The organism is Escherichia sp. Lx600-2 (genome assembly GCF_036662595.1).
GTDB lineage: Bacteria > Pseudomonadota > Gammaproteobacteria > Enterobacterales > Enterobacteriaceae > Escherichia > Escherichia coli.
This window is the reverse complement of record NZ_JAYQWM010000025.1, coordinates 1-17208: the sequence shown is the minus strand read 5'-3', so window position 1 is coordinate 17208 and position 17208 is coordinate 1. Positions and strand designations below refer to the sequence as shown.

21 protein-coding genes are annotated in these 17208 nt (G+C 49.4%); 8 read left to right on the top strand and 13 right to left on the bottom strand.

Annotated features, from left to right (window positions below; genetic code table 11):
- Positions 1-72: 72 nt before the first annotated feature.
- Entirely contained in the window at positions 73-639 is a 567-nt protein-coding gene (locus OQV04_RS11435; protein WP_032280801.1) for a TetR/AcrR family transcriptional regulator, read from the bottom strand.
- Positions 640-1116: 477 nt separating this feature from the next.
- Here OQV04_RS11435 and fabI point away from each other — a divergent pair, with 477 nt between their 5' ends.
- The 3 genes from fabI (at position 1117) to OQV04_RS11420 (ending at position 5178) form a co-directional block, all read left to right on the top strand.
- Positions 1117-1905: an enoyl-ACP reductase FabI gene (gene fabI, locus OQV04_RS11430; RefSeq protein ID WP_000506490.1), complete on the top strand. Its 789-nt coding sequence runs from the start codon at positions 1117-1119 to the stop codon at positions 1903-1905.
- Between the two features lie 143 nt (positions 1906-2048).
- The gene (locus OQV04_RS11425) at positions 2049-3176 is read left to right on the top strand and encodes a carboxymuconolactone decarboxylase family protein (protein WP_032280800.1); all 1128 of its coding nucleotides are present in this window, start codon (positions 2049-2051) and stop codon (positions 3174-3176) included.
- 67 nt (positions 3177-3243) lie between these two features.
- Positions 3244-5178 carry an exoribonuclease II gene (locus OQV04_RS11420; protein WP_032280799.1) on the top strand — a complete coding sequence of 645 codons (1935 nt, stop codon included), beginning with the start codon at positions 3244-3246 and terminating at the stop codon, positions 5176-5178.
- Positions 5179-5255: 77 nt separating this feature from the next.
- Here the strand turns inward: OQV04_RS11420 and OQV04_RS11415 are convergent, their stop codons facing one another.
- Entirely contained in the window at positions 5256-5360 is a 105-nt protein-coding gene (locus OQV04_RS11415; RefSeq protein WP_000221855.1) for a hypothetical protein, read from the bottom strand.
- Positions 5361-5413: 53 nt separating this feature from the next.
- Here OQV04_RS11415 and pdeR point away from each other — a divergent pair, with 53 nt between their 5' ends.
- Positions 5414-7399, top strand: a complete 1986-nt coding sequence (gene pdeR / locus OQV04_RS11410; RefSeq protein ID WP_101969383.1) for a cyclic di-GMP phosphodiesterase — start codon at positions 5414-5416, stop codon at positions 7397-7399.
- On the opposite strand, the gene ymiD is transcribed toward pdeR, so the two are convergent.
- On the bottom strand, positions 7381-7509 hold the full coding sequence (ymiD, locus tag OQV04_RS11405) for a protein YmiD (RefSeq protein ID WP_023148853.1): 129 nt from the start codon (positions 7507-7509) through the stop codon (positions 7381-7383). The two genes, pdeR and ymiD, sit on opposite strands and share 19 nt — an antisense overlap.
- 37 nt (positions 7510-7546) lie before the next feature.
- Between ymiD and OQV04_RS11400 the strand changes: the two genes are divergently transcribed.
- The 3 genes from OQV04_RS11400 (at position 7547) to osmB (ending at position 9046) form a co-directional block, all read left to right on the top strand.
- Positions 7547-7720: a YciZ family protein gene (locus tag OQV04_RS11400; protein WP_001288368.1), complete on the top strand. Its 174-nt coding sequence runs from the start codon at positions 7547-7549 to the stop codon at positions 7718-7720.
- A gap of 89 nt (positions 7721-7809) precedes the next feature.
- Positions 7810-8559 (top strand): DNA-binding transcriptional regulator YciT, encoded by a 750-nt coding sequence (yciT, locus tag OQV04_RS11395; protein WP_032280797.1) that lies wholly within the window; start codon positions 7810-7812, stop codon positions 8557-8559.
- 268 nt (positions 8560-8827) lie between these two features.
- Positions 8828-9046 carry an osmotically-inducible lipoprotein OsmB gene (gene osmB / locus OQV04_RS11390; RefSeq protein ID WP_000498253.1) on the top strand — a complete coding sequence of 73 codons (219 nt, stop codon included), beginning with the start codon at positions 8828-8830 and terminating at the stop codon, positions 9044-9046.
- A gap of 125 nt (positions 9047-9171) precedes the next feature.
- Here osmB and yciH read toward each other — a convergent pair whose 3' ends face one another.
- From yciH to pgpB, 5 genes are all read right to left on the bottom strand, one after another.
- Entirely contained in the window at positions 9172-9498 is a 327-nt protein-coding gene (gene yciH, locus OQV04_RS11385) for a stress response translation initiation inhibitor YciH (protein ID WP_032280796.1), read from the bottom strand.
- Positions 9498-10235 carry an orotidine-5'-phosphate decarboxylase gene (gene pyrF, locus OQV04_RS11380; RefSeq protein WP_032280817.1) on the bottom strand — a complete coding sequence of 246 codons (738 nt, stop codon included), beginning with the start codon at positions 10233-10235 and terminating at the stop codon, positions 9498-9500. The genes yciH and pyrF overlap by 1 nt, the downstream gene beginning before the upstream one ends.
- A gap of 192 nt (positions 10236-10427) precedes the next feature.
- Positions 10428-11597 (bottom strand): lipopolysaccharide assembly protein LapB, encoded by a 1170-nt coding sequence (gene lapB / locus OQV04_RS11375; protein ID WP_032280795.1) that lies wholly within the window; start codon positions 11595-11597, stop codon positions 10428-10430.
- A gap of 6 nt (positions 11598-11603) precedes the next feature.
- Positions 11604-11912 (bottom strand): lipopolysaccharide assembly protein LapA, encoded by a 309-nt coding sequence (gene lapA, locus OQV04_RS11370; RefSeq protein ID WP_032280794.1) that lies wholly within the window; start codon positions 11910-11912, stop codon positions 11604-11606.
- 148 nt (positions 11913-12060) lie between these two features.
- Complete coding sequence (pgpB, locus tag OQV04_RS11365; RefSeq protein ID WP_001256538.1) at positions 12061-12825, bottom strand: phosphatidylglycerophosphatase B; 765 nt, start codon at positions 12823-12825, stop codon at positions 12061-12063.
- 169 nt (positions 12826-12994) lie between these two features.
- Between pgpB and ribA the strand changes: the two genes are divergently transcribed.
- A complete protein-coding gene (ribA, locus tag OQV04_RS11360; protein WP_032280793.1) occupies positions 12995-13585 on the top strand; it encodes a GTP cyclohydrolase II in 591 nt (196 codons plus the stop codon).
- 63 nt (positions 13586-13648) lie between these two features.
- On the opposite strand, the gene acnA is transcribed toward ribA, so the two are convergent.
- The 5 genes from acnA to OQV04_RS25045 all read right to left on the bottom strand — a co-directional run bounded on the left by acnA (position 13649) and on the right by OQV04_RS25045 (position 17206).
- Positions 13649-16324 (bottom strand): aconitate hydratase AcnA, encoded by a 2676-nt coding sequence (gene acnA / locus OQV04_RS11355; RefSeq protein ID WP_032280792.1) that lies wholly within the window; start codon positions 16322-16324, stop codon positions 13649-13651.
- Positions 16325-16487: 163 nt separating this feature from the next.
- On the bottom strand, positions 16488-16583 hold the full coding sequence (gene ymiC / locus OQV04_RS11350) for a small membrane protein YmiC (RefSeq protein ID WP_122987433.1): 96 nt from the start codon (positions 16581-16583) through the stop codon (positions 16488-16490).
- Between the two features lie 113 nt (positions 16584-16696).
- Complete coding sequence (yciX, locus tag OQV04_RS11345; RefSeq protein WP_001295578.1) at positions 16697-16864, bottom strand: protein YciX; 168 nt, start codon at positions 16862-16864, stop codon at positions 16697-16699.
- A 2-nt stretch (positions 16865-16866) separates the two neighbouring features.
- Entirely contained in the window at positions 16867-17007 is a 141-nt protein-coding gene (locus OQV04_RS11340) for a YmiA family putative membrane protein (RefSeq protein WP_001300896.1), read from the bottom strand.
- Positions 17008-17149: 142 nt separating this feature from the next.
- Positions 17150-17206, bottom strand: a complete 57-nt coding sequence (locus OQV04_RS25045) for an IS1 family transposase (protein ID WP_003032489.1) — start codon at positions 17204-17206, stop codon at positions 17150-17152.
- Between the last annotated feature and the right edge of the window lie 2 nt (positions 17207-17208).

Genomic DNA, 17208 nt, shown 5'->3' with positions numbered 1-17208 from the left:
CCCGCATCGCGAAATGAATTTCGCAATGAAATAAGGGGGATTAATATCCCCCGCTATTGGTTAATTCTGTTCTTATTTATTTATCAACATACTAACAATATCCTGATATATTTCCTGCAGATGTTGCGGATCGCTTTTTTGCGGTGTTAAACGACGATAAACCGTACCTTCCATCATGGTAGCAAACACTTCAACGCAGCAACGAATGTGCTCGTCGCTAAGATGGGGATGCATTCTTTTCATATGTGCACAACCGTTAGCGAACATTCTGGCGTCAGCTTCTTCAAGCATTGCCATAACCCGCGGGTTGCGTGTGGCTTCTGCAGCCACTTCCAGCATCAGCGCGTCGTCGTCCTCATTTAAGGATTTACGCAAGGCAAGGACTTCCGGGAAGTGATCGGTACGCGCCTCAATGTCCATTTGGGCAATACGAAAGTCGATGATACGGCGAACCATCTCTTCAATAATGGCGTCTTTGTTGGCGAAGTAACGATATATCTGACCCACGCTAAGCTGAGCTTCACTGGCAATTTGCGACATACTGGCGGCATGAAACCCGCAGCGACGAAAACACCGACGGGCGGCGTTAATGATTTCATCCTGACGCTGTTTGTGGCGTATCTCCAGCTTGCTGGTCATTTCTGTCTCCTGGCCTATCACTTAGTGAGAATGATCGTTCTCATTTTTGCTGATTATACGTTTCTCCAAAGTAATGGAAAGTATTTTTATCTTATTCATGGTGCATATTCTGATAATGAAGAGATTGTGGAGATTCTGTGAAGATAGTTGACAATATTAAGTTGGGGTCAATTCATCAGAAAGGCTGCTACTTGTTGTCGCCAGTTCTGTTTTCATCATCAAACTTATCGGAGCTAATACGAATAGTTTCATAGTCAGATTCTATAAGATATTTCCCCAACCTACCCCTTGCAGGCGTCAAGAGTAGATAACGCAAAATGCTCTGTACCGCAGCTTCTCTCCGGTACAGAAAGCGCAACTATAGCCACCCACAGCCAGGTTGATTATAATAACCGTTTATCTGTTCGTACTGTTTACTAAAACGACGAATCGCCTGATTTTCAGGCACAACAAGCATCAACAATAAGGATTAAAGCTATGGGTTTTCTTTCCGGTAAGCGCATTCTGGTAACCGGTGTTGCCAGCAAACTGTCCATCGCCTACGGTATCGCTCAGGCGATGCACCGCGAAGGAGCTGAACTGGCATTCACCTACCAGAACGACAAACTGAAAGGCCGCGTAGAAGAATTTGCCGCTCAATTGGGTTCTGACATCGTTCTGCAGTGCGATGTTGCCGAAGATGCCAGCATCGACACCATGTTCGCTGAACTGGGGAAAGTTTGGCCGAAGTTTGACGGTTTCGTACACTCTATTGGTTTTGCACCTGGCGATCAGCTGGATGGTGACTATGTTAACGCCGTTACTCGTGAAGGCTTCAAAATTGCCCACGACATCAGCTCCTACAGCTTCGTTGCAATGGCAAAAGCTTGCCGCTCCATGCTGAATCCGGGTTCTGCCCTGCTGACCCTTTCCTACCTTGGCGCTGAGCGCGCTATCCCGAACTACAACGTTATGGGTCTGGCAAAAGCGTCTCTGGAAGCGAACGTGCGCTATATGGCGAACGCGATGGGTCCGGAAGGTGTGCGTGTTAACGCCATCTCTGCTGGTCCGATCCGTACTCTGGCGGCCTCCGGTATCAAGGACTTCCGCAAAATGCTGGCTCATTGCGAAGCCGTTACCCCGATTCGCCGTACCGTTACTATTGAAGATGTGGGTAACTCTGCGGCATTCCTGTGCTCCGATCTCTCTGCCGGTATCTCCGGTGAAGTGGTCCACGTTGACGGCGGTTTCAGCATTGCTGCAATGAACGAACTCGAACTGAAATAATCGTTCTGTTGGTAAAGATGGGCGGCGTTCTGCCGCCCGTTATCTCTGTTATACCTTTCTGATATTTGTTATCGCCGATCCGTCTTTCTCGCCTTCCCGCCTTGCGTCAGGATAACGATTTCCTTTACGACCAAGGAGCGCCCATGGAACAACGCCACATCACCGGCAAAAGCCACTGGTATCATGAAACGCAATCCAGTACTACGGAGTATGACGTTCTGCCTCTGGTCCCGGAAGCCGCAAAGGTCAGCGATCCCTTTCTACTCGACGTGATCCTTGAAAAAGAAACGCTGGCCCCCTTCCTTTCATGGCTGGACCCTGCGCGTGTTCTTGCAGTGGATTTGTTCCCTGACCAGCTTACCGTGACCCGTTCACAGACCTTCACCGCTTATGAACGCTTGTCGACGGCCCTGACGGTTGCTCAGGTTTGCGGCGTCCAGCGGTTATGTAACTACTATTCGGCGCGACTTACGCCGCTCCCCGGGCCTGATTCCTCCAGGGAAAGTAATCATCGGTTGGCACAAATCACGCAATATGCCCGCCAACTGGCTAGCTCGCCTTCTATTATCGACAACCGATCGCGCCAGCATCTGAATGACGTCGGTCTTACTGCCTGGGACTGTGTGATCATTAACCAAATCATTGGTTTTATTGGCTTTCAGGCGCGGACAATTGCGACATTTCAGGCTTATCTCGGGCATCCGGTACGCTGGTTACCCGGGCTGGAGATACAAAACTACGCCGACGCGTCACTGTTTGCTGATGAATCATTACGCTGGCGAAGCAGCTATGAGGTGGAAAAACTACCTGAAGAGCACACAAAAAGTTCAACTGCAGAACTTTGCCAACTGGCCGAAATACTCTCTCTCCACCCTATTTCACTTTCCCTTCTCGAAAAGTTGTTAAACAGCACACGGGTCAATACACAGCCGGATAATCAGCTTGCGGCGTTGTTATGCGCGCGTATAAATGGCAGTCCTGCTTGTTTTGCCACCTGTATGGATTCATCAAATGAATATAAAAAAATCAGCACCCTTCTGCGCAAGGGCGAAAATGAAATTAACCAATGGGCTGACCGTCATTCTGTTGAGCGCGCTACCGTTCAGGCGATACAATGGCTGACCCGAGCACCCGATCGCTTTAGCGCCGCCCAGTTCAGCCCTTTACTCGAACACGAAAAATCATCAACGCAGATTATTAATCTGCTGGTATGGAGCGGGCTGTGTGGCTGGATAAATCGCTTAAAAATCGCGTTGGGTGAGACATATTAACCTTGCCGCGTCAGACAGATTCGCGTAAAACTGTCAGCCGCTCTAATGGCCACCAAAATAGACAATTATGTTTCAGGACAACCCGCTGCTAGCGCAGCTTAAACAGCAACTGCATTCCCAGACGCCACGCGCTGAAGGGGTGGTAAAAGCCACAGAAAAAGGTTTTGGCTTCCTGGAAGTCGACGCGCAAAAAAGTTATTTCATTCCGCCGCCGCAGATGAAAAAAGTCATGCATGGCGACCGAATTATCGCGGTGATCCACAGTGAAAAAGAACGTGAATCCGCAGAGCCAGAAGAACTAGTTGAACCGTTTCTGACTCGTTTCGTGGGTAAAGTTCAGGGCAAAAATGACCGTCTGGCCATCGTTCCTGATCATCCACTCTTAAAAGACGCCATTCCTTGCCGCGCAGCCCGTGGTCTGAACCATGAGTTTAAAGAAGGCGACTGGGCAGTTGCCGAAATGCGCCGTCATCCGCTGAAAGGCGATCGTTCTTTCTATGCTGAACTGACACAATACATCACTTTTGGTGACGACCACTTTGTACCGTGGTGGGTTACCCTTGCGCGCCATAATCTGGAAAAAGAAGCACCAGACGGCGTCGCTACCGAAATGCTCGATGAAGGTCTGGTTCGTAAAGATCTGACCGCGCTGGATTTTGTCACCATCGACAGTGCCAGCACAGAAGATATGGATGACGCCCTTTTCGCTAAGGCGTTGCCGGATGACAAACTTCAGCTGATTGTGGCGATTGCCGATCCAACCGCGTGGATTGCTGAAGGCAGCAAACTGGACAAAGCCGCGAAAATTCGCGCATTCACCAACTATCTGCCTGGCTTCAACATCCCTATGCTGCCTCGCGAGCTTTCTGACGATCTCTGCTCACTGCGCGCCAATGAAGTCCGCCCAGTACTGGCATGCCGCATGACGCTCTCCGCTGATGGCACCATTGAAGATAATATCGAATTCTTTGCCGCCACCATCGAATCCAAAGCGAAGCTGGTGTATGACCAGGTTTCTGACTGGCTGGAAAATACCGGTGACTGGCAGCCTGAAAGTGAAGCAATTGCCGAACAAGTCCGTTTGCTAGCGCAAATTTGCCAACGCCGCGGCGAGTGGCGTCATAACCACGCACTGGTGTTTAAAGATCGCCCGGATTACCGCTTTATTCTCGGTGAAAAAGGTGAAGTGCTGGATATCGTCGCCGAGCCTCGTCGCATTGCCAACCGTATCGTCGAAGAAGCGATGATTGCCGCTAACATTTGTGCGGCCCGCGTACTGCGCGATAAGCTCGGTTTTGGCATCTATAACGTGCATATGGGCTTTGATCCGGCGAATGCCGACGCGCTGGCAGCGTTGCTGAAAACGCACGGTCTGCATGTCGATGCCGAAGAAGTGCTCACGCTGGACGGTTTCTGCAAACTGCGTCGTGAACTGGACGCGCAACCAACTGGTTTCCTCGACAGCCGCATTCGTCGCTTCCAGTCATTTGCTGAAATTAGCACTGAACCCGGTCCTCACTTTGGCCTCGGTCTGGAGGCATACGCCACCTGGACTTCGCCGATCCGTAAATATGGCGACATGATCAACCACCGTCTGCTGAAAGCGGTTATCAAAGGTGAAACTGCGACGCGCCCACAGGATGAAATCACTGTCCAAATGGCCGAGCGTCGCCGTCTCAACCGGATGGCAGAACGTGATGTTGGTGACTGGTTATACGCACGCTTCCTGAAAGACAAAGCCGGGACCGACACCCGTTTCGCAGCGGAAATTGTCGATATCAGCCGTGGCGGCATGCGTGTTCGTTTGGTTGATAACGGCGCTATCGCCTTTATTCCTGCACCTTTCTTACACGCTGTGCGCGATGAAATGGTTTGCAGCCAGGAAAACGGCACCGTACAAATTAAAGGTGAAACGGTTTATAAAGTGACTGACGTTATTGACGTCACCATTGCCGAAGTCCGCATGGAAACCCGCAGCATTATTGCGCGCCCGGCCGCGTAATCTCCTTTCACGGCCCATTCCTCATGAATGGGCCGTTTATTTCCCCGCTCTACCTTCGTTATATCCAGGCAGATTTTTTAACTGACTTTCGTTTGAAAACTGGCGTTTTTCCAAAACTGGATTACAAATAAATATATAAAAAAAACAATGCGTTTAGCCGCCGTTAATTTCATGTAAGTCATGTTGTTCCTTTTATTTAACCGCGGACTCCGCAGTTAACCGGAGGATATGCATCATGAAAACCGTTAGGGAGTCCACAACGTTGTACAACTTTCTCGGATCGCACAATCCATACTGGCGGTTGACGGAAAGCAGCGATGTTTTGCGCTTTTCTACCACCGAAACCACAGAACCTGAACGTACGTTGCAGTTATCTGCCGAACAGGCTGCTCGAATCAGGGAAATGACGGTCATCACTTCTAGTCTGATGATGAGTCTGACCGTCGATGAAAGCGATCTTTCTGTGCATCTGGTAGGACGAAAAATCAATAAACGGGAATGGGCTGGCAACGCGTCTGCATGGCATGACACACCGGCAGTTGCTCGTGATTTATCACACGGGCTTTCCTTTGCTGAGCAGGTAGTTTCTGAAGCACATTCCGCAATAGTCATTCTCGACAGCCGGGGGAATATCCAACGTTTCAATCGGTTATGTGAAGATTACACAGGGTTGAACGAACACGACGTCATTGGCCAAAGCGTGTTTAAACTGTTTATGAGCCGTCGTGAAGCTGCGGCATCCAGGCGCAATAACCGTGTATTTTTTCGAAGCGGCAATGCATATGAAGTCGAACTGTGGATACCAACACGTAAAGGCCAGCGGCTGTTTCTGTTTCGCAATAAATTTGTCCACAGCGGCAGTGGCAAAAACGAGATTTTTTTAATCTGTTCCGGCACCGACATTACCGAAGAGCGCCGCGCTCAGGAGCGACTGCGTATTCTGGCAAATACCGACAGTATTACCGGACTGCCGAATCGTAACGCAATGCAGGAGTTAATCGATCACGCTATTAATCATGCAGATAACAATAAAGTTGGGGTTGTGTATCTTGATTTGGATAATTTTAAAAAGGTCAACGACGCCTATGGGCATTTGTTTGGTGACCAGTTATTACGCGACGTGTCATTGGCTATTTTAAGCTGTCTCGAACATGACCAGGTGTTGGCGCGTCCAGGTGGCGATGAGTTTCTGGTACTGGCATCCAACACCTCACAAAGCGCGCTGGAAGCAATGGCATCACGAATTTTGACCCGCTTACGCCTCCCCTTTCGTATTGGTTTAATTGAAGTTTATACCAGCTGTTCAGTAGGTATTGCACTCTCTCCCGAACATGGTTCGGACAGCGCGGCTATTATTCGTCACGCCGACACAGCAATGTACACAGTAAAGGAAGGCGGACGAGGACAATTTTGCGTTTTTACCCCAGAAATGAATCAACGGGTATTTGAATATCTCTGGCTGGATACCAACTTGCGTAAAGCACTGGAAAACGATCAGTTGGTTATTCACTATCAACCGAAAATCACCTGGCGTGGCGAAGTGCGCAGTCTGGAAGCACTAGTACGTTGGCAGTCACCTGAACGTGGGTTGATTCCACCATTGGACTTCATTTCCTACGCAGAAGAGTCAGGGCTAATTGTGCCTTTAGGCCGTTGGGTGATTCTCGATGTCGTACGCCAGGTGGCGAAGTGGCGGGATAAAGGCATTAACCTGCGAGTGGCGGTAAACATTTCTGCACGTCAGCTCGCCGATCAAACCATTTTCACCGCCCTGAAACAGGTTCTCCAGGAACTCAATTTTGAATACTGCCCTATTGATGTTGAATTGACAGAGAGTTGTCTGATTGAGAATGATGAACTGGCACTGTCTGTTATTCAACAATTTAGCCAACTAGGTGCGCAAGTGCATCTGGATGATTTTGGTACCGGCTACTCTTCACTTTCGCAACTGGCGCGCTTTCCGATCGATGCCATCAAACTTGACCAGGTTTTTGTTCGAGATATTCACAAACAACCTGTCTCGCAGTCACTGGTTCGGGCAATCGTCGCTGTGGCCCAGGCATTGAATCTTCAGATGATCGCCGAAGGTGTAGAGAGTGCAAAGGAAGATGCTTTTTTAACCAAGAATGGGATCAATGAGCGGCAAGGATTTTTGTTTGCCAAACCGATGCCCGCCGTCGCCTTCGAACGCTGGTATAAACGCTATCTGAAGCGCGCATAAGTAGATGAATATATATACTTAGCGCTATATTCCGTCATTATATATCGTATTCCCGGATGATAATTAGCCGTTGCTGTTAAACACTTCTCTTTTAGCGGCAATTTTTGCATTATTCATTTTCCCCCTTTTGCTATAAGGATGTCCTTGATGTCTGAATTTGATGCCCAGCGCGTTGCCGAACGTATTGATATTGTGTTAGATATCCTTGTGGCAGGCGATTACCACTCTGCGATCCATAATCTCGAGATACTTAAAGCAGAACTCTTGCGCCAGGTTGCTGAATCTACGCCAGACATCCCGAAGGCACCGTGGGAGATTTAACAATCGTGCCTTCAGGTTTTCCTATTTGAGGATGCCCGGCGCGTCAGTATTTTTTTATTTAGTATTATAACGTTATAAGAATTACAGCGATGAATTCCCGACAACAAACTATTCTACAGATGGTCATTGACCAGGGTCAGGTTAGCGTAACCGATCTGGCAAAAGCCACTGGAGTTTCTGAAGTTACCATTCGCCAGGATCTCAACACCCTCGAAAAACTGAGTTACCTCCGCCGTGCACATGGCTTTGCAGTTTCGCTTGATAGTGATGACGTCGAAACCCGTATGATGAGCAACTATACGCTGAAGCGTGAACTCGCCGAGTTTGCCGCGTCGCTGGTTCAACCGGGCGAAACCATCTTTATCGAAAATGGCAGCAGCAATGCCCTGCTCGCCCGGACTCTGGGGGAGCAGAAGAAAAATGTCACTATCATCACGGTCAGCAGCTACATCGCGCATTTGCTGAAAGACGCGCCTTGTGAAGTCATTTTGCTCGGTGGCGTGTACCAGAAAAAAAGCGAAAGTATGGTTGGCCCGTTGACACGCCAGTGCATCCAACATGTACATTTCAGCAAAGCATTTATTGGTATTGATGGCTGGCAACCTGAAACTGGATTCACCGGTCGCGATATGATGCGTACCGATGTGGTGAATGCCGTGCTGGAAAAAGAGTGCGAAGCGATAGTCCTGACTGACAGCTCGAAATTTGGTGCTGTACATTCATACTCCATCGGTCCCGTTGAACGATTCAATCGCGTGATTACCGATTCGAAAATACGCGCCAGCGATCTGATGCATCTTGAGCACAGTAAACTCACCGTTCACGTCGTTGACATTTAACCATTTCCCTTCTCTACGGATGATTTGCAGTTTGGCAAATCATCCGCTCTAAGATGATTCCTGGTTGATAATTAAGACTATTTACCTGTTATTAACACTCTTAAGATATAAAATTATTATCAGCGATATAACAGGAAGTCATTATCACCTGCGTGATATAACCCTGCGCGCGAGCGGATTTCACGGAATAATTTCACCATGCTTATTCTTAGCTATTATAGTTATAGAGAGCTTACTTCCGTGAATCATAAATTCAGGAGAGAGTATTATGTTTGTAACGAGCAAAAAAATGACCGCGGCTGTTCTGGCAATTACCCTGGCAATGTCTCTGAGTGCCTGTTCTAACTGGTCTAAACGGGACCGTAACACCGCTATTGGCGCGGGTGCAGGGGCATTAGGCGGTGCAGTACTGACCGATGGCAGTACGTTGGGTACATTAGGTGGCGCAGCTGTCGGTGGTGTTATTGGTCACCAGGTCGGTAAATAATCGTAAATAAATGTCGATTATCGACTCGCAATTATAATACGCTTGATTCTGTTCAGTACGAAATAACTGAATAATACACACAGTAAAATATTCGAAAGCCACGGATATATCCGTGGCTTTTTATGTTAACCGCCTGCGAGTTTTACCTTCATCCCTTTCGCTTCAAGTAGTGATTTTAATAAATCACGCTTATCGCCCTGGATTTCAATAACTCCATCTTTAACTGCTCCGCCGCAGCCGCATTTTTTCTTCAGTTCCGCTGCAAGTTTTGTCAGTTCGGCATCATCGATATCGATACCGGTAATCAGGCAAACGCCCTTACCTTTACGTCCACTGGTCTGACGCTGAATACGCACCACACCGTCGCCTTTAGGGCGTACTGGGGCCGCTTTTGGCTCATCAATACGTCCGGTTTCTGTTGAGTAGACCAGACGGCTGTTGGAATCACTCATCATGCACTCCGCTGTAAAGAGGCGTTGATCGCTTTCAGCGTCTGCGCTGGATCTACCGATTGCGTTACCGGGCGACCAATCACCATATAATCAACACCAGCCGCCAACGCCTGTTCTGGCGTCATAATGCGGCGCTGGTCACCAGCTTCACTCCCCTGCGGACGAATGCCCGGCGTAACCAGTTTGAACTCCTGACCGAATACCTGTTTAAAGCGCACAGCTTCCTGAGCAGAACACACCACACCATCAAGGCCACATTTTTGCGTCAGTGCCGCCAGACGTTCTGCATAATCTGCAGGTGACAGTGTCACGCCAAGATCGGCCAGGTCGCTGGCTTCCATGCTGGTCAACACTGTCACAGCAATCAAAAGCGGTGCATCTTTGCCATACGGAACCAGTGCCTCACGCGCTGCGGTCATCATACGCGCCCCACCAGAGGCATGAACATTCACCATCCACACGCCTAAGTCAGCTGCAGCAGCGACAGCGTGCGCTGCAGTGTTGGGGATATCGTGGAATTTCAGGTCAAGAAAGATATCAAAACCACGCTGTTGAAGTTCGCGCACAAACTGTGGCCCAAACAATGTAAACATCTCTTTGCCGACCTTCAGACGACAATCGCGTGGGTCGCTCTTGTCGACAAAGGCCAGCGCGGCATCACGATTATGATAATCAAGGGCAACAACCACAGGAGAATTCGTAACAGCGCGGGAAGAAGATGAAGCAGTTAACGTCATGACCAGACCTTCTTGATGATGGGCACCGGAAGTGGCGCGAAACAGGTAAACGGCGAGCATTCTACCCGTGGAAATAAAAAATTAACAGTTGCGATTTCTCCCCTGGCAGGCTTTTTCTGCGCTGTCGTTGCCGGAGCACAATGGGACATCAATAACTAGTATGTTGTAACTAAAGTCGGTTTTTTTAAAAAATTACAGGCCATCAAGACCGCGTATCGGTTTAATAGTTGACCAGGCACGACAAGACGGACAATGCCAGTAGAGGGTGTATGCGGTAAAACCACATTTCTGGCAGCGATAACGAGGCTTACTACGTACCTTCTCGCCAACCATGTCACGCAGCACCATCAGGCTCTCTTTGGCACGCCCTTCTTCCGCTTCATTTAAGTGGTAATCCATTAACTTATGGAACACACGCATGGTCGGATGACGCTGAAGCTGGCGCGTAATATAGACCTGTGCGGCCTCACTACCGTCGCGCGCTTCGATGATATCAGCAAGCATCAATTCAGCATCGGCACCGGTGTTCTCTTCCACCGCGCGTTGCAGGAATTCTGCCCATTCGGCAGTTTTACCCAACTGCTGATAGCAGGTTTGCAACATTTCCAGCGTTTCGCTGACCAGTTCTCTGTCCTGGGATATGACACGTTGCAAACTTTCGACGGCTTTGGCGTATTCTCCTTTCGCCATAAACACGCGTCCCATCATGATGGATACGCGGGCGCTGTTTTTATCTGCCGCCGCCCCTTTTTTTAGCAAGGTCATGGCACGATCGAGATCGTCGCTGGCCATATGCTGCAGGGCTAACTCACAGTAGAAATGGGCAATTTCGACGCGCTGTTTATCGTTACCCAGCTTCACCAGGCGTTCGGCAACATCAATTGCTTTCTGCCACTCACTGGTAGCCTGGTAGATTTGTAGCAACTGTTGCAGCGCGCCAATGCGGAAGTCAGTTTCATCGGTCAGCTGATTGAACATGTCTTCCGCGCGGTCATATAACCCGGCGGCCATGTAATCACGCCCCAGTTGTTGAATCGCCAACAGACGCTGTTCATAGGTCAGCGAGGCGCTTTCCATTAGGGTCTGATGGATGCGAATAGCGCGATCAACTTCGCCACGCGAACGGAACAGGTTTCCGAGCGTAAGGTGGGCTTCAACGGTGCCTGTATCCTCTTTAAGCATATCGAGAAACAGGTCTACCGCTTTATCCTGTTGATTACTAAGCAGGAAGTTAACCCCCGCTACGTAATCACGCGACAAGCGGTTGGCTTCATCTTGCTTGTTTTGTTGCGCACTTCTGCGGCCCATATACCAGCCATAGGCAGCGGCTACAGGCAAAAGCAGAAACAACAACTCCAGCATAGAAAGTTATTCCTTCGCCGCTGACGAGTGCGGCACTACAGCCACGTCAGTCGCGGGTGAAAGCTGGTTTTCCAGTCGCTTTATTTTACGTTCAGCGCGCACCAGGGAAACACGAACTCGCAGCCAGAACAGGCCACAAATCAACCAACCGATAGCAAAACCCGCAGCAAACAATACCGCCAGCAATGTGGAAATACGGTACTCCCCTTGCGCTAACAGATAATTAAACGTCACCTGTTGATCGTTCTGCGCACCCAACGTGACCGAAATCACGAAGATCGCTAACACCAGTAAGAAAATGAGTAAATATTTCACATTACTTCCCGTTATGTGGTTAGAGCGAATAAATTATGGTCAACTTACCGCAATAGCCCTTTAAAGTACCATTTTCGCGCCGTCTGCGAAATGGCATCCACGCGCATTGTTGATGATTTAAGGGCTAAATTCGGAAAATCAACCAGCGTTAACTTTCTTGTTCTCGTTGCGCTATTTCGCGATTTTCTTCCGCAGGTGGTGTTAATGGCCCACAAATTCGTTGCGCAAGCCACGTTGCCACCGCCACCAGCGCCCACGAAATCAACGTAGCTACTACCAGATCGCGTGGCCAATGCATCCCGAGCAGCAGGCGGCTTCCCATGACTCCAGTTGCCCAGACCAGCAAGATAGCAATGGTTAACGTTCGCCGACGCGGCCACAGCAAACCAACGGCCAGCAGTGCCCAACTGGCAGCAAACATCGTGTGACCGGAAGGAAAGGCAAACCCCGTCTCTTTCTGCCAGTGTGAACGCAAATATTGTGGGATATTTTTCTCTTCAGCCAACTGTTCTTTCACTAGATTTCCGCGTTCTGCTCGCTTTAAAGTGTAGAACTCATCAACCGGAATATGATGTGTTTTTTCCAGCCAGATAACAAAAGGTCGTGGTTCCTGGACTTTGTCTTTGATCCAGGATTTAACGCCTTGTCCCACAAGGATTGCGGCCGCCAGAATGGCAAATAATACAAAGGCAGCCTTAATGCGAAAACGCAGACACCAGAGAAACCAGCCGAATAAAATCAAATGTGTAATGACGCCCCAGGGCTGGGTGACAGTTTCAGTAACCCAAAAAGCCGCTTTTAGTAGCCAACTTTGTTCTCCAGGTTGCCAACGCCAGCCAGAAATCCATACGGCTACTGGCATAACAAGCAATAGTGCAGCTCCCACTGCGGTACGTCGGGCAATCGAACGCATGGCCTCTCCTTTTTGATAAGTCCCACAATCATAACTGAAAATGCCAGTTCCAGGAAAAATTGACAGATTTGTGCCATTCCGTGAACGATCGACGCGTCGTGATTAGGTGAACCCCTTCTCGTTATGGCAAAATAAGCCAATACAGAACCAGCATTATCTGGAGAATTTCATGCAGCTTAAACGTGTGGCAGAAGCCAAACTGCCAACCCCATGGGGCGATTTCCTGATGGTGGGATTTGAAGAACTGGCAACCGGACACGATCATGTCGCGCTAGTCTATGGCGATATTTCCGGGCATACCCCGGTACTTGCGCGCGTCCATTCCGAATGTCTGACCGGTGACGCCCTGTTCAGCTTGCGCTGCGATTGTGGCTTCCAGCTCGAAGCGGCATTGACGCAAATTGCCGAGGAAGGCCGTGGTATTTTGCTGTATCACCGTCAGGAAGGTCGTAACATTGGTCTGCTGAATAAAATCCGCGCTTACGCACTGCAGGATCAAGGTTACGATACCGTAGAGGCTAACCACCAGTTAGGCTTCGCCGCTGATGAGCGCGACTTCACTCTTTGCGCTGATATGTTCAAACTCCTTGGCGTCAATGAAGTCCGCTTGTTAACCAATAACCCGAAAAAAGTCGAAATTCTGACCGAAGCGGGGATTAATATTGTTGAACGCGTACCATTGATTGTAGGTCGTAACCCCAAAAACGAACATTATCTCGATACCAAAGCCGAGAAAATGGGCCATTTGCTGAACAAATAACCCTCTTGCATTGTGTAATTAATTTGCTTGCCGGAAGCAAAATAACCGGCAAGCAAATACTTGTTACTTCAACATATTACGAATGACATAATGCAAAATGCCGTCGTTCTGGTAGTAGGTCAACTCCGTCGCGGTGTCGATACGACAACGGCAGGGTACGACTTCCTGGCTACCATCCGCGCGCGTAAGCGTCACCGGAACCGTCGCGCCGGGTTGTAGATTTTGCAGATCGCCAATATCAATCTTCTCTTCCCCGGTTAGCCCTAACGTTTTACGCGTTACGCCTTGCGGAAATTCCAGCGGCAGGATGCCCATGCCAATTAAATTCGAACGGTGAATTCGTTCAAACGATTCGGCAATCACCACACGAATTCCAAGCAGACGCGGACCTTTTGCCGCCCAGTCACGGCTTGAGCCTGATCCATACTCTTTCCCGGCAATCACCGCCAGCGGCGTTTGTTCCTGCTTATAGCGCATCGCAGCATCATAAATAGAGACTACGTCGCTGTCAGGTAAATGCCGCGTCATCCCCCCTTCAACGCCAGGCACCATTTCATTACGGATGCGAATATTGGCGAAGGTGCCGCGCATCATCACTTCATGGTTACCACGCCGCGAACCGTAGGAGTTAAAGTCTTTTCGCTCAACACCCCGACCTTGTAGGTATCGACCCGCTGGGCTGTCGGGCTTAATACCGCCCGCCGGAGAGATATGGTCAGTGGTGACTGAATCCCCCAGCATTGCGAGGATCCGCGCACCGTGAATATCTTCCACAGGTGCTGGTGTTGCCTGCATTTCATCAAAGAAAGGCGATAAACGAATATAGGTTGAATCCTCCTGCCATCCGTAGGTATCGGATCGTGCGACGTTAATTTCTTTCCACTCTGCAGTGCCTTCAAAGACTTCTGCGTACTCTTTGCGGAACATTTCTGTGGAGACTTGTTCTACCGCACGGGCAATTTCTTGTGCCGATGGCCAGATATCTTTCAGATAAACCGGATCGCCTTTACGATCATGACCAATAGGCTCAGAAGCCAGGTTGATATTCATATTTCCCGCCAGCGCATAGGCAACCACCAGCGGCGGCGAGGCCAGCCAGTTAGTTTTAACCAGCGGATGGATACGGCCTTCAAAGTTACGGTTGCCGGACAGCACTGCACCGACGGTTAAATCGCCTTTTTTGATTGCCGTTTCGATAGGATCGGGCAGCGGCCCAGAGTTACCAATACAGGTGGTACAACCGTATCCCACAAGGTTAAACCCCAGTTCGTCGAGATACGGTGTCAGTTTCGCTTTTGCCAGATAATCAGAAACGACTTTCGAACCCGGTGCCAGCGACGCTTTGACCCACGGTTGCCGCTTGAGGCCAAGAGTTACGGCTTTTTTCGCCAGCAAGCCTGCGGCCATCAGCACACTTGGGTTAGAGGTGTTGGTGCACGAGGTTATCGCAGCAATGACCACAGCGCCATCAGGTAACTGATACTGATGTCCGTTCATAACATAATCGACCGGCTGGCGATCTTTATGCGTGGCATTCACTTCCAGTTCGTTACTGGCGGCAAATGCTTTTGGTACATCGGGCAGTGCAACGCGATCCTGTGGGCGTTTAGGCCCTGCCAGGCTCGCTTCAACGTCATTCATATCCAGTTCTAACGTACTGGTAAAAATCGGTTCATCGCCCGGGTTACGCCACATGCCCTGCGCTTTGGCATATTTTTCGACCAACTCGACCTGATCTTCGCTGCGCCCGCTTAAACGCATGTAATCGAGGGTTACAGCATCGATTGGGAAGAAGCCACAGGTGGCACCATATTCTGGCGACATATTGGCAATGGTGGCGCGATCCGCCAACGGTAGTGAATCCAGACCATCACCATAAAATTCAACGAATTTCCCCACCACGCCATGTTTGCGCAGCATTTGGGTAACAGTGAGAACCAGGTCTGTGGCGGTAATACCTTCACGTAATTTTCCGGTAAGTTTAAAGCCCACTACGTCCGGGATAAGCATGGAAACCGGCTGGCCTAACATTGCGGCTTCTGCTTCGATGCCACCCACGCCCCACCCCAGCACGCCAAGGCCGTTGATCATAGTGGTGTGCGAGTCAGTACCAACGAGTGTATCCGGATAAGCAATCCATTCACCGTCCTGCAATTCGCTCCACACTGCTTTGCCGAGATATTCGAGGTTAACCTGATGGCAAATGCCTGTGCCTGGCGGCACGACGCTAAACCGACTGAACGCTTGCTTTCCCCATTTCAGGAACACATAACGTTCGTGGTTGCGCTCCATTTCCAGGCGTACGTTTTCTTCAAATGCCTCATCATCACCAAAACGATCGACGGTCACCGAGTGGTCAATGACCAGGTCGACCGGTGAGAGCGGGTTAACCTTTGCAGTATCGCCGCCGAGGCGTTTAACCGCTTCGCGCATTGCAGCGAGATCAACAACGGCAGGTACGCCGGTAAAGTCCTGCATCAGCACCCTTGCCGGGCGGTAGGCAATTTCACGGTCAGCATGGGCATTTTTCAGCCATTCCGCCAGCGCGTGGATATCCTCTTCGGTAACCGAGTTACCATCCTGCCAGCGCAGCAGGTTTTCGAGCAAAACTTTGAGTGACTTGGGTAGACGGGTGATATCGCCCAGTGATTTGGCAGCAAGCGGCAGGCTGTAGTAGTGGTAAGTTTTATCTTTGGCCTGCAACGTGTCCTTACTGGCTTCTCGTAGGGTTGACGACATAGCTCCTCCTTAATGACAGGGTTGCGAAGCCCTGATTCTCTTCAGGGTGAATATTAAAGATAACACAAACATCGTGTAACGATTTGATAACAACCCAAATTGATAAAAGAGGAGAAAGCTTGTGGCAAAGCAAATGAAAACCCCGCCGCAACGGGGTCAGGGATCAGTGAGTAATGATCCAGATGAGTTCGGCCCAGAAGAGCATCGACAGAGAAAACGCGCCCATCCAGGACCAATATTTCATATTTGTGTTGATCATAGGCTACACCCTTAACGGTTATTACTTTGTGTTGAGATAACTCAACCTGTTATTGCTGCGGTGTATTAAAAGCCCTGTAATTCATTAAAAATGGGTAATAAGAATGATGATAATTATTGTTTCGGCTGATCATCTTCAGCAAACAGTTCTATAAAGGCTTGCTGCTGCGATGTTAGTTGCCAGTCGTCTGGAATAACGACGGAACATTCCCGTTTCGTTTCTGGTTCATTGTCACTATCCTGGCATAATGGTGACGACTCCAGTTGCTCCTGACCAACCATAGTTATCCCCACACTTTCCAAATCAGCAGTGCGACAACCACCCAGAAAAGTGCAGAACCAAGAAAAACCGCCAGCCAGGCTTTACGTTTTAATTCAGGATCGCGGCGGGGTTCCTGATTTCCAGAAGGCATTGCTAACCTCATATAATCGCCATCACTTATCAGCAAGACGTTGAACGATTGGTGTAATTAATCATACGATGAGACAAATCCTAAAGAAACTTTAGTCAAAAATCCAGCGAATTTACGAATCGTCTCCAGTGAATAATTCGGTAATGACTCCAACTTATTGATAGTGTTTTATGTTCAGATAATGCCCGATGACTTTGTCATGCAGCTCCACCG

Bases quoted from the DNA above. Each gene is read 5' to 3' on its own strand.
- pdeR (WP_101969383.1), top strand. From the start codon at position 5,414: ATGAAAACCGTTAGGGAGTCCACAACGTTGTACAACTTTCTCGGATCG.
- lapB (WP_032280795.1), bottom strand. From the start codon at position 11,597: ATGCTGGAGTTGTTGTTTCTGCTTTTGCCTGTAGCCGCTGCCTATGGC.
- ymiC (WP_122987433.1), bottom strand. From the start codon at position 16,583: ATGATCAACACAAATATGAAATATTGGTCCTGGATGGGCGCGTTTTCT.
- fabI (WP_000506490.1), top strand. From the start codon at position 1,117: ATGGGTTTTCTTTCCGGTAAGCGCATTCTGGTAACCGGTGTTGCCAGC.
- OQV04_RS11415 (WP_000221855.1), bottom strand. From the start codon at position 5,360: ATGACTTACATGAAATTAACGGCGGCTAAACGCATTGTTTTTTTTATA.
- OQV04_RS11340 (WP_001300896.1), bottom strand. From the start codon at position 17,007: ATGAGGTTAGCAATGCCTTCTGGAAATCAGGAACCCCGCCGCGATCCT.
- ymiD (WP_023148853.1), bottom strand. From the start codon at position 7,509: ATGCAAAAATTGCCGCTAAAAGAGAAGTGTTTAACAGCAACGGCTAAT.
- OQV04_RS11435 (WP_032280801.1), bottom strand. From the start codon at position 639: ATGACCAGCAAGCTGGAGATACGCCACAAACAGCGTCAGGATGAAATC.
- OQV04_RS11400 (WP_001288368.1), top strand. From the start codon at position 7,547: ATGTCTGAATTTGATGCCCAGCGCGTTGCCGAACGTATTGATATTGTG.
- yciH (WP_032280796.1), bottom strand. From the start codon at position 9,498: ATGAGTGATTCCAACAGCCGTCTGGTCTACTCAACAGAAACCGGACGT.
- OQV04_RS11420 (WP_032280799.1), top strand. From the start codon at position 3,244: ATGTTTCAGGACAACCCGCTGCTAGCGCAGCTTAAACAGCAACTGCAT.
- yciX (WP_001295578.1), bottom strand. From the start codon at position 16,864: ATGGTTGGTCAGGAGCAACTGGAGTCGTCACCATTATGCCAGGATAGT.
- acnA (WP_032280792.1), bottom strand. From the start codon at position 16,324: ATGTCGTCAACCCTACGAGAAGCCAGTAAGGACACGTTGCAGGCCAAA.
- pyrF (WP_032280817.1), bottom strand. From the start codon at position 10,235: ATGACGTTAACTGCTTCATCTTCTTCCCGCGCTGTTACGAATTCTCCT.
- pgpB (WP_001256538.1), bottom strand. From the start codon at position 12,825: ATGCGTTCGATTGCCCGACGTACCGCAGTGGGAGCTGCACTATTGCTT.
- OQV04_RS11425 (WP_032280800.1), top strand. From the start codon at position 2,049: ATGGAACAACGCCACATCACCGGCAAAAGCCACTGGTATCATGAAACG.
- osmB (WP_000498253.1), top strand. From the start codon at position 8,828: ATGTTTGTAACGAGCAAAAAAATGACCGCGGCTGTTCTGGCAATTACC.
- ribA (WP_032280793.1), top strand. From the start codon at position 12,995: ATGCAGCTTAAACGTGTGGCAGAAGCCAAACTGCCAACCCCATGGGGC.
- yciT (WP_032280797.1), top strand. From the start codon at position 7,810: ATGAATTCCCGACAACAAACTATTCTACAGATGGTCATTGACCAGGGT.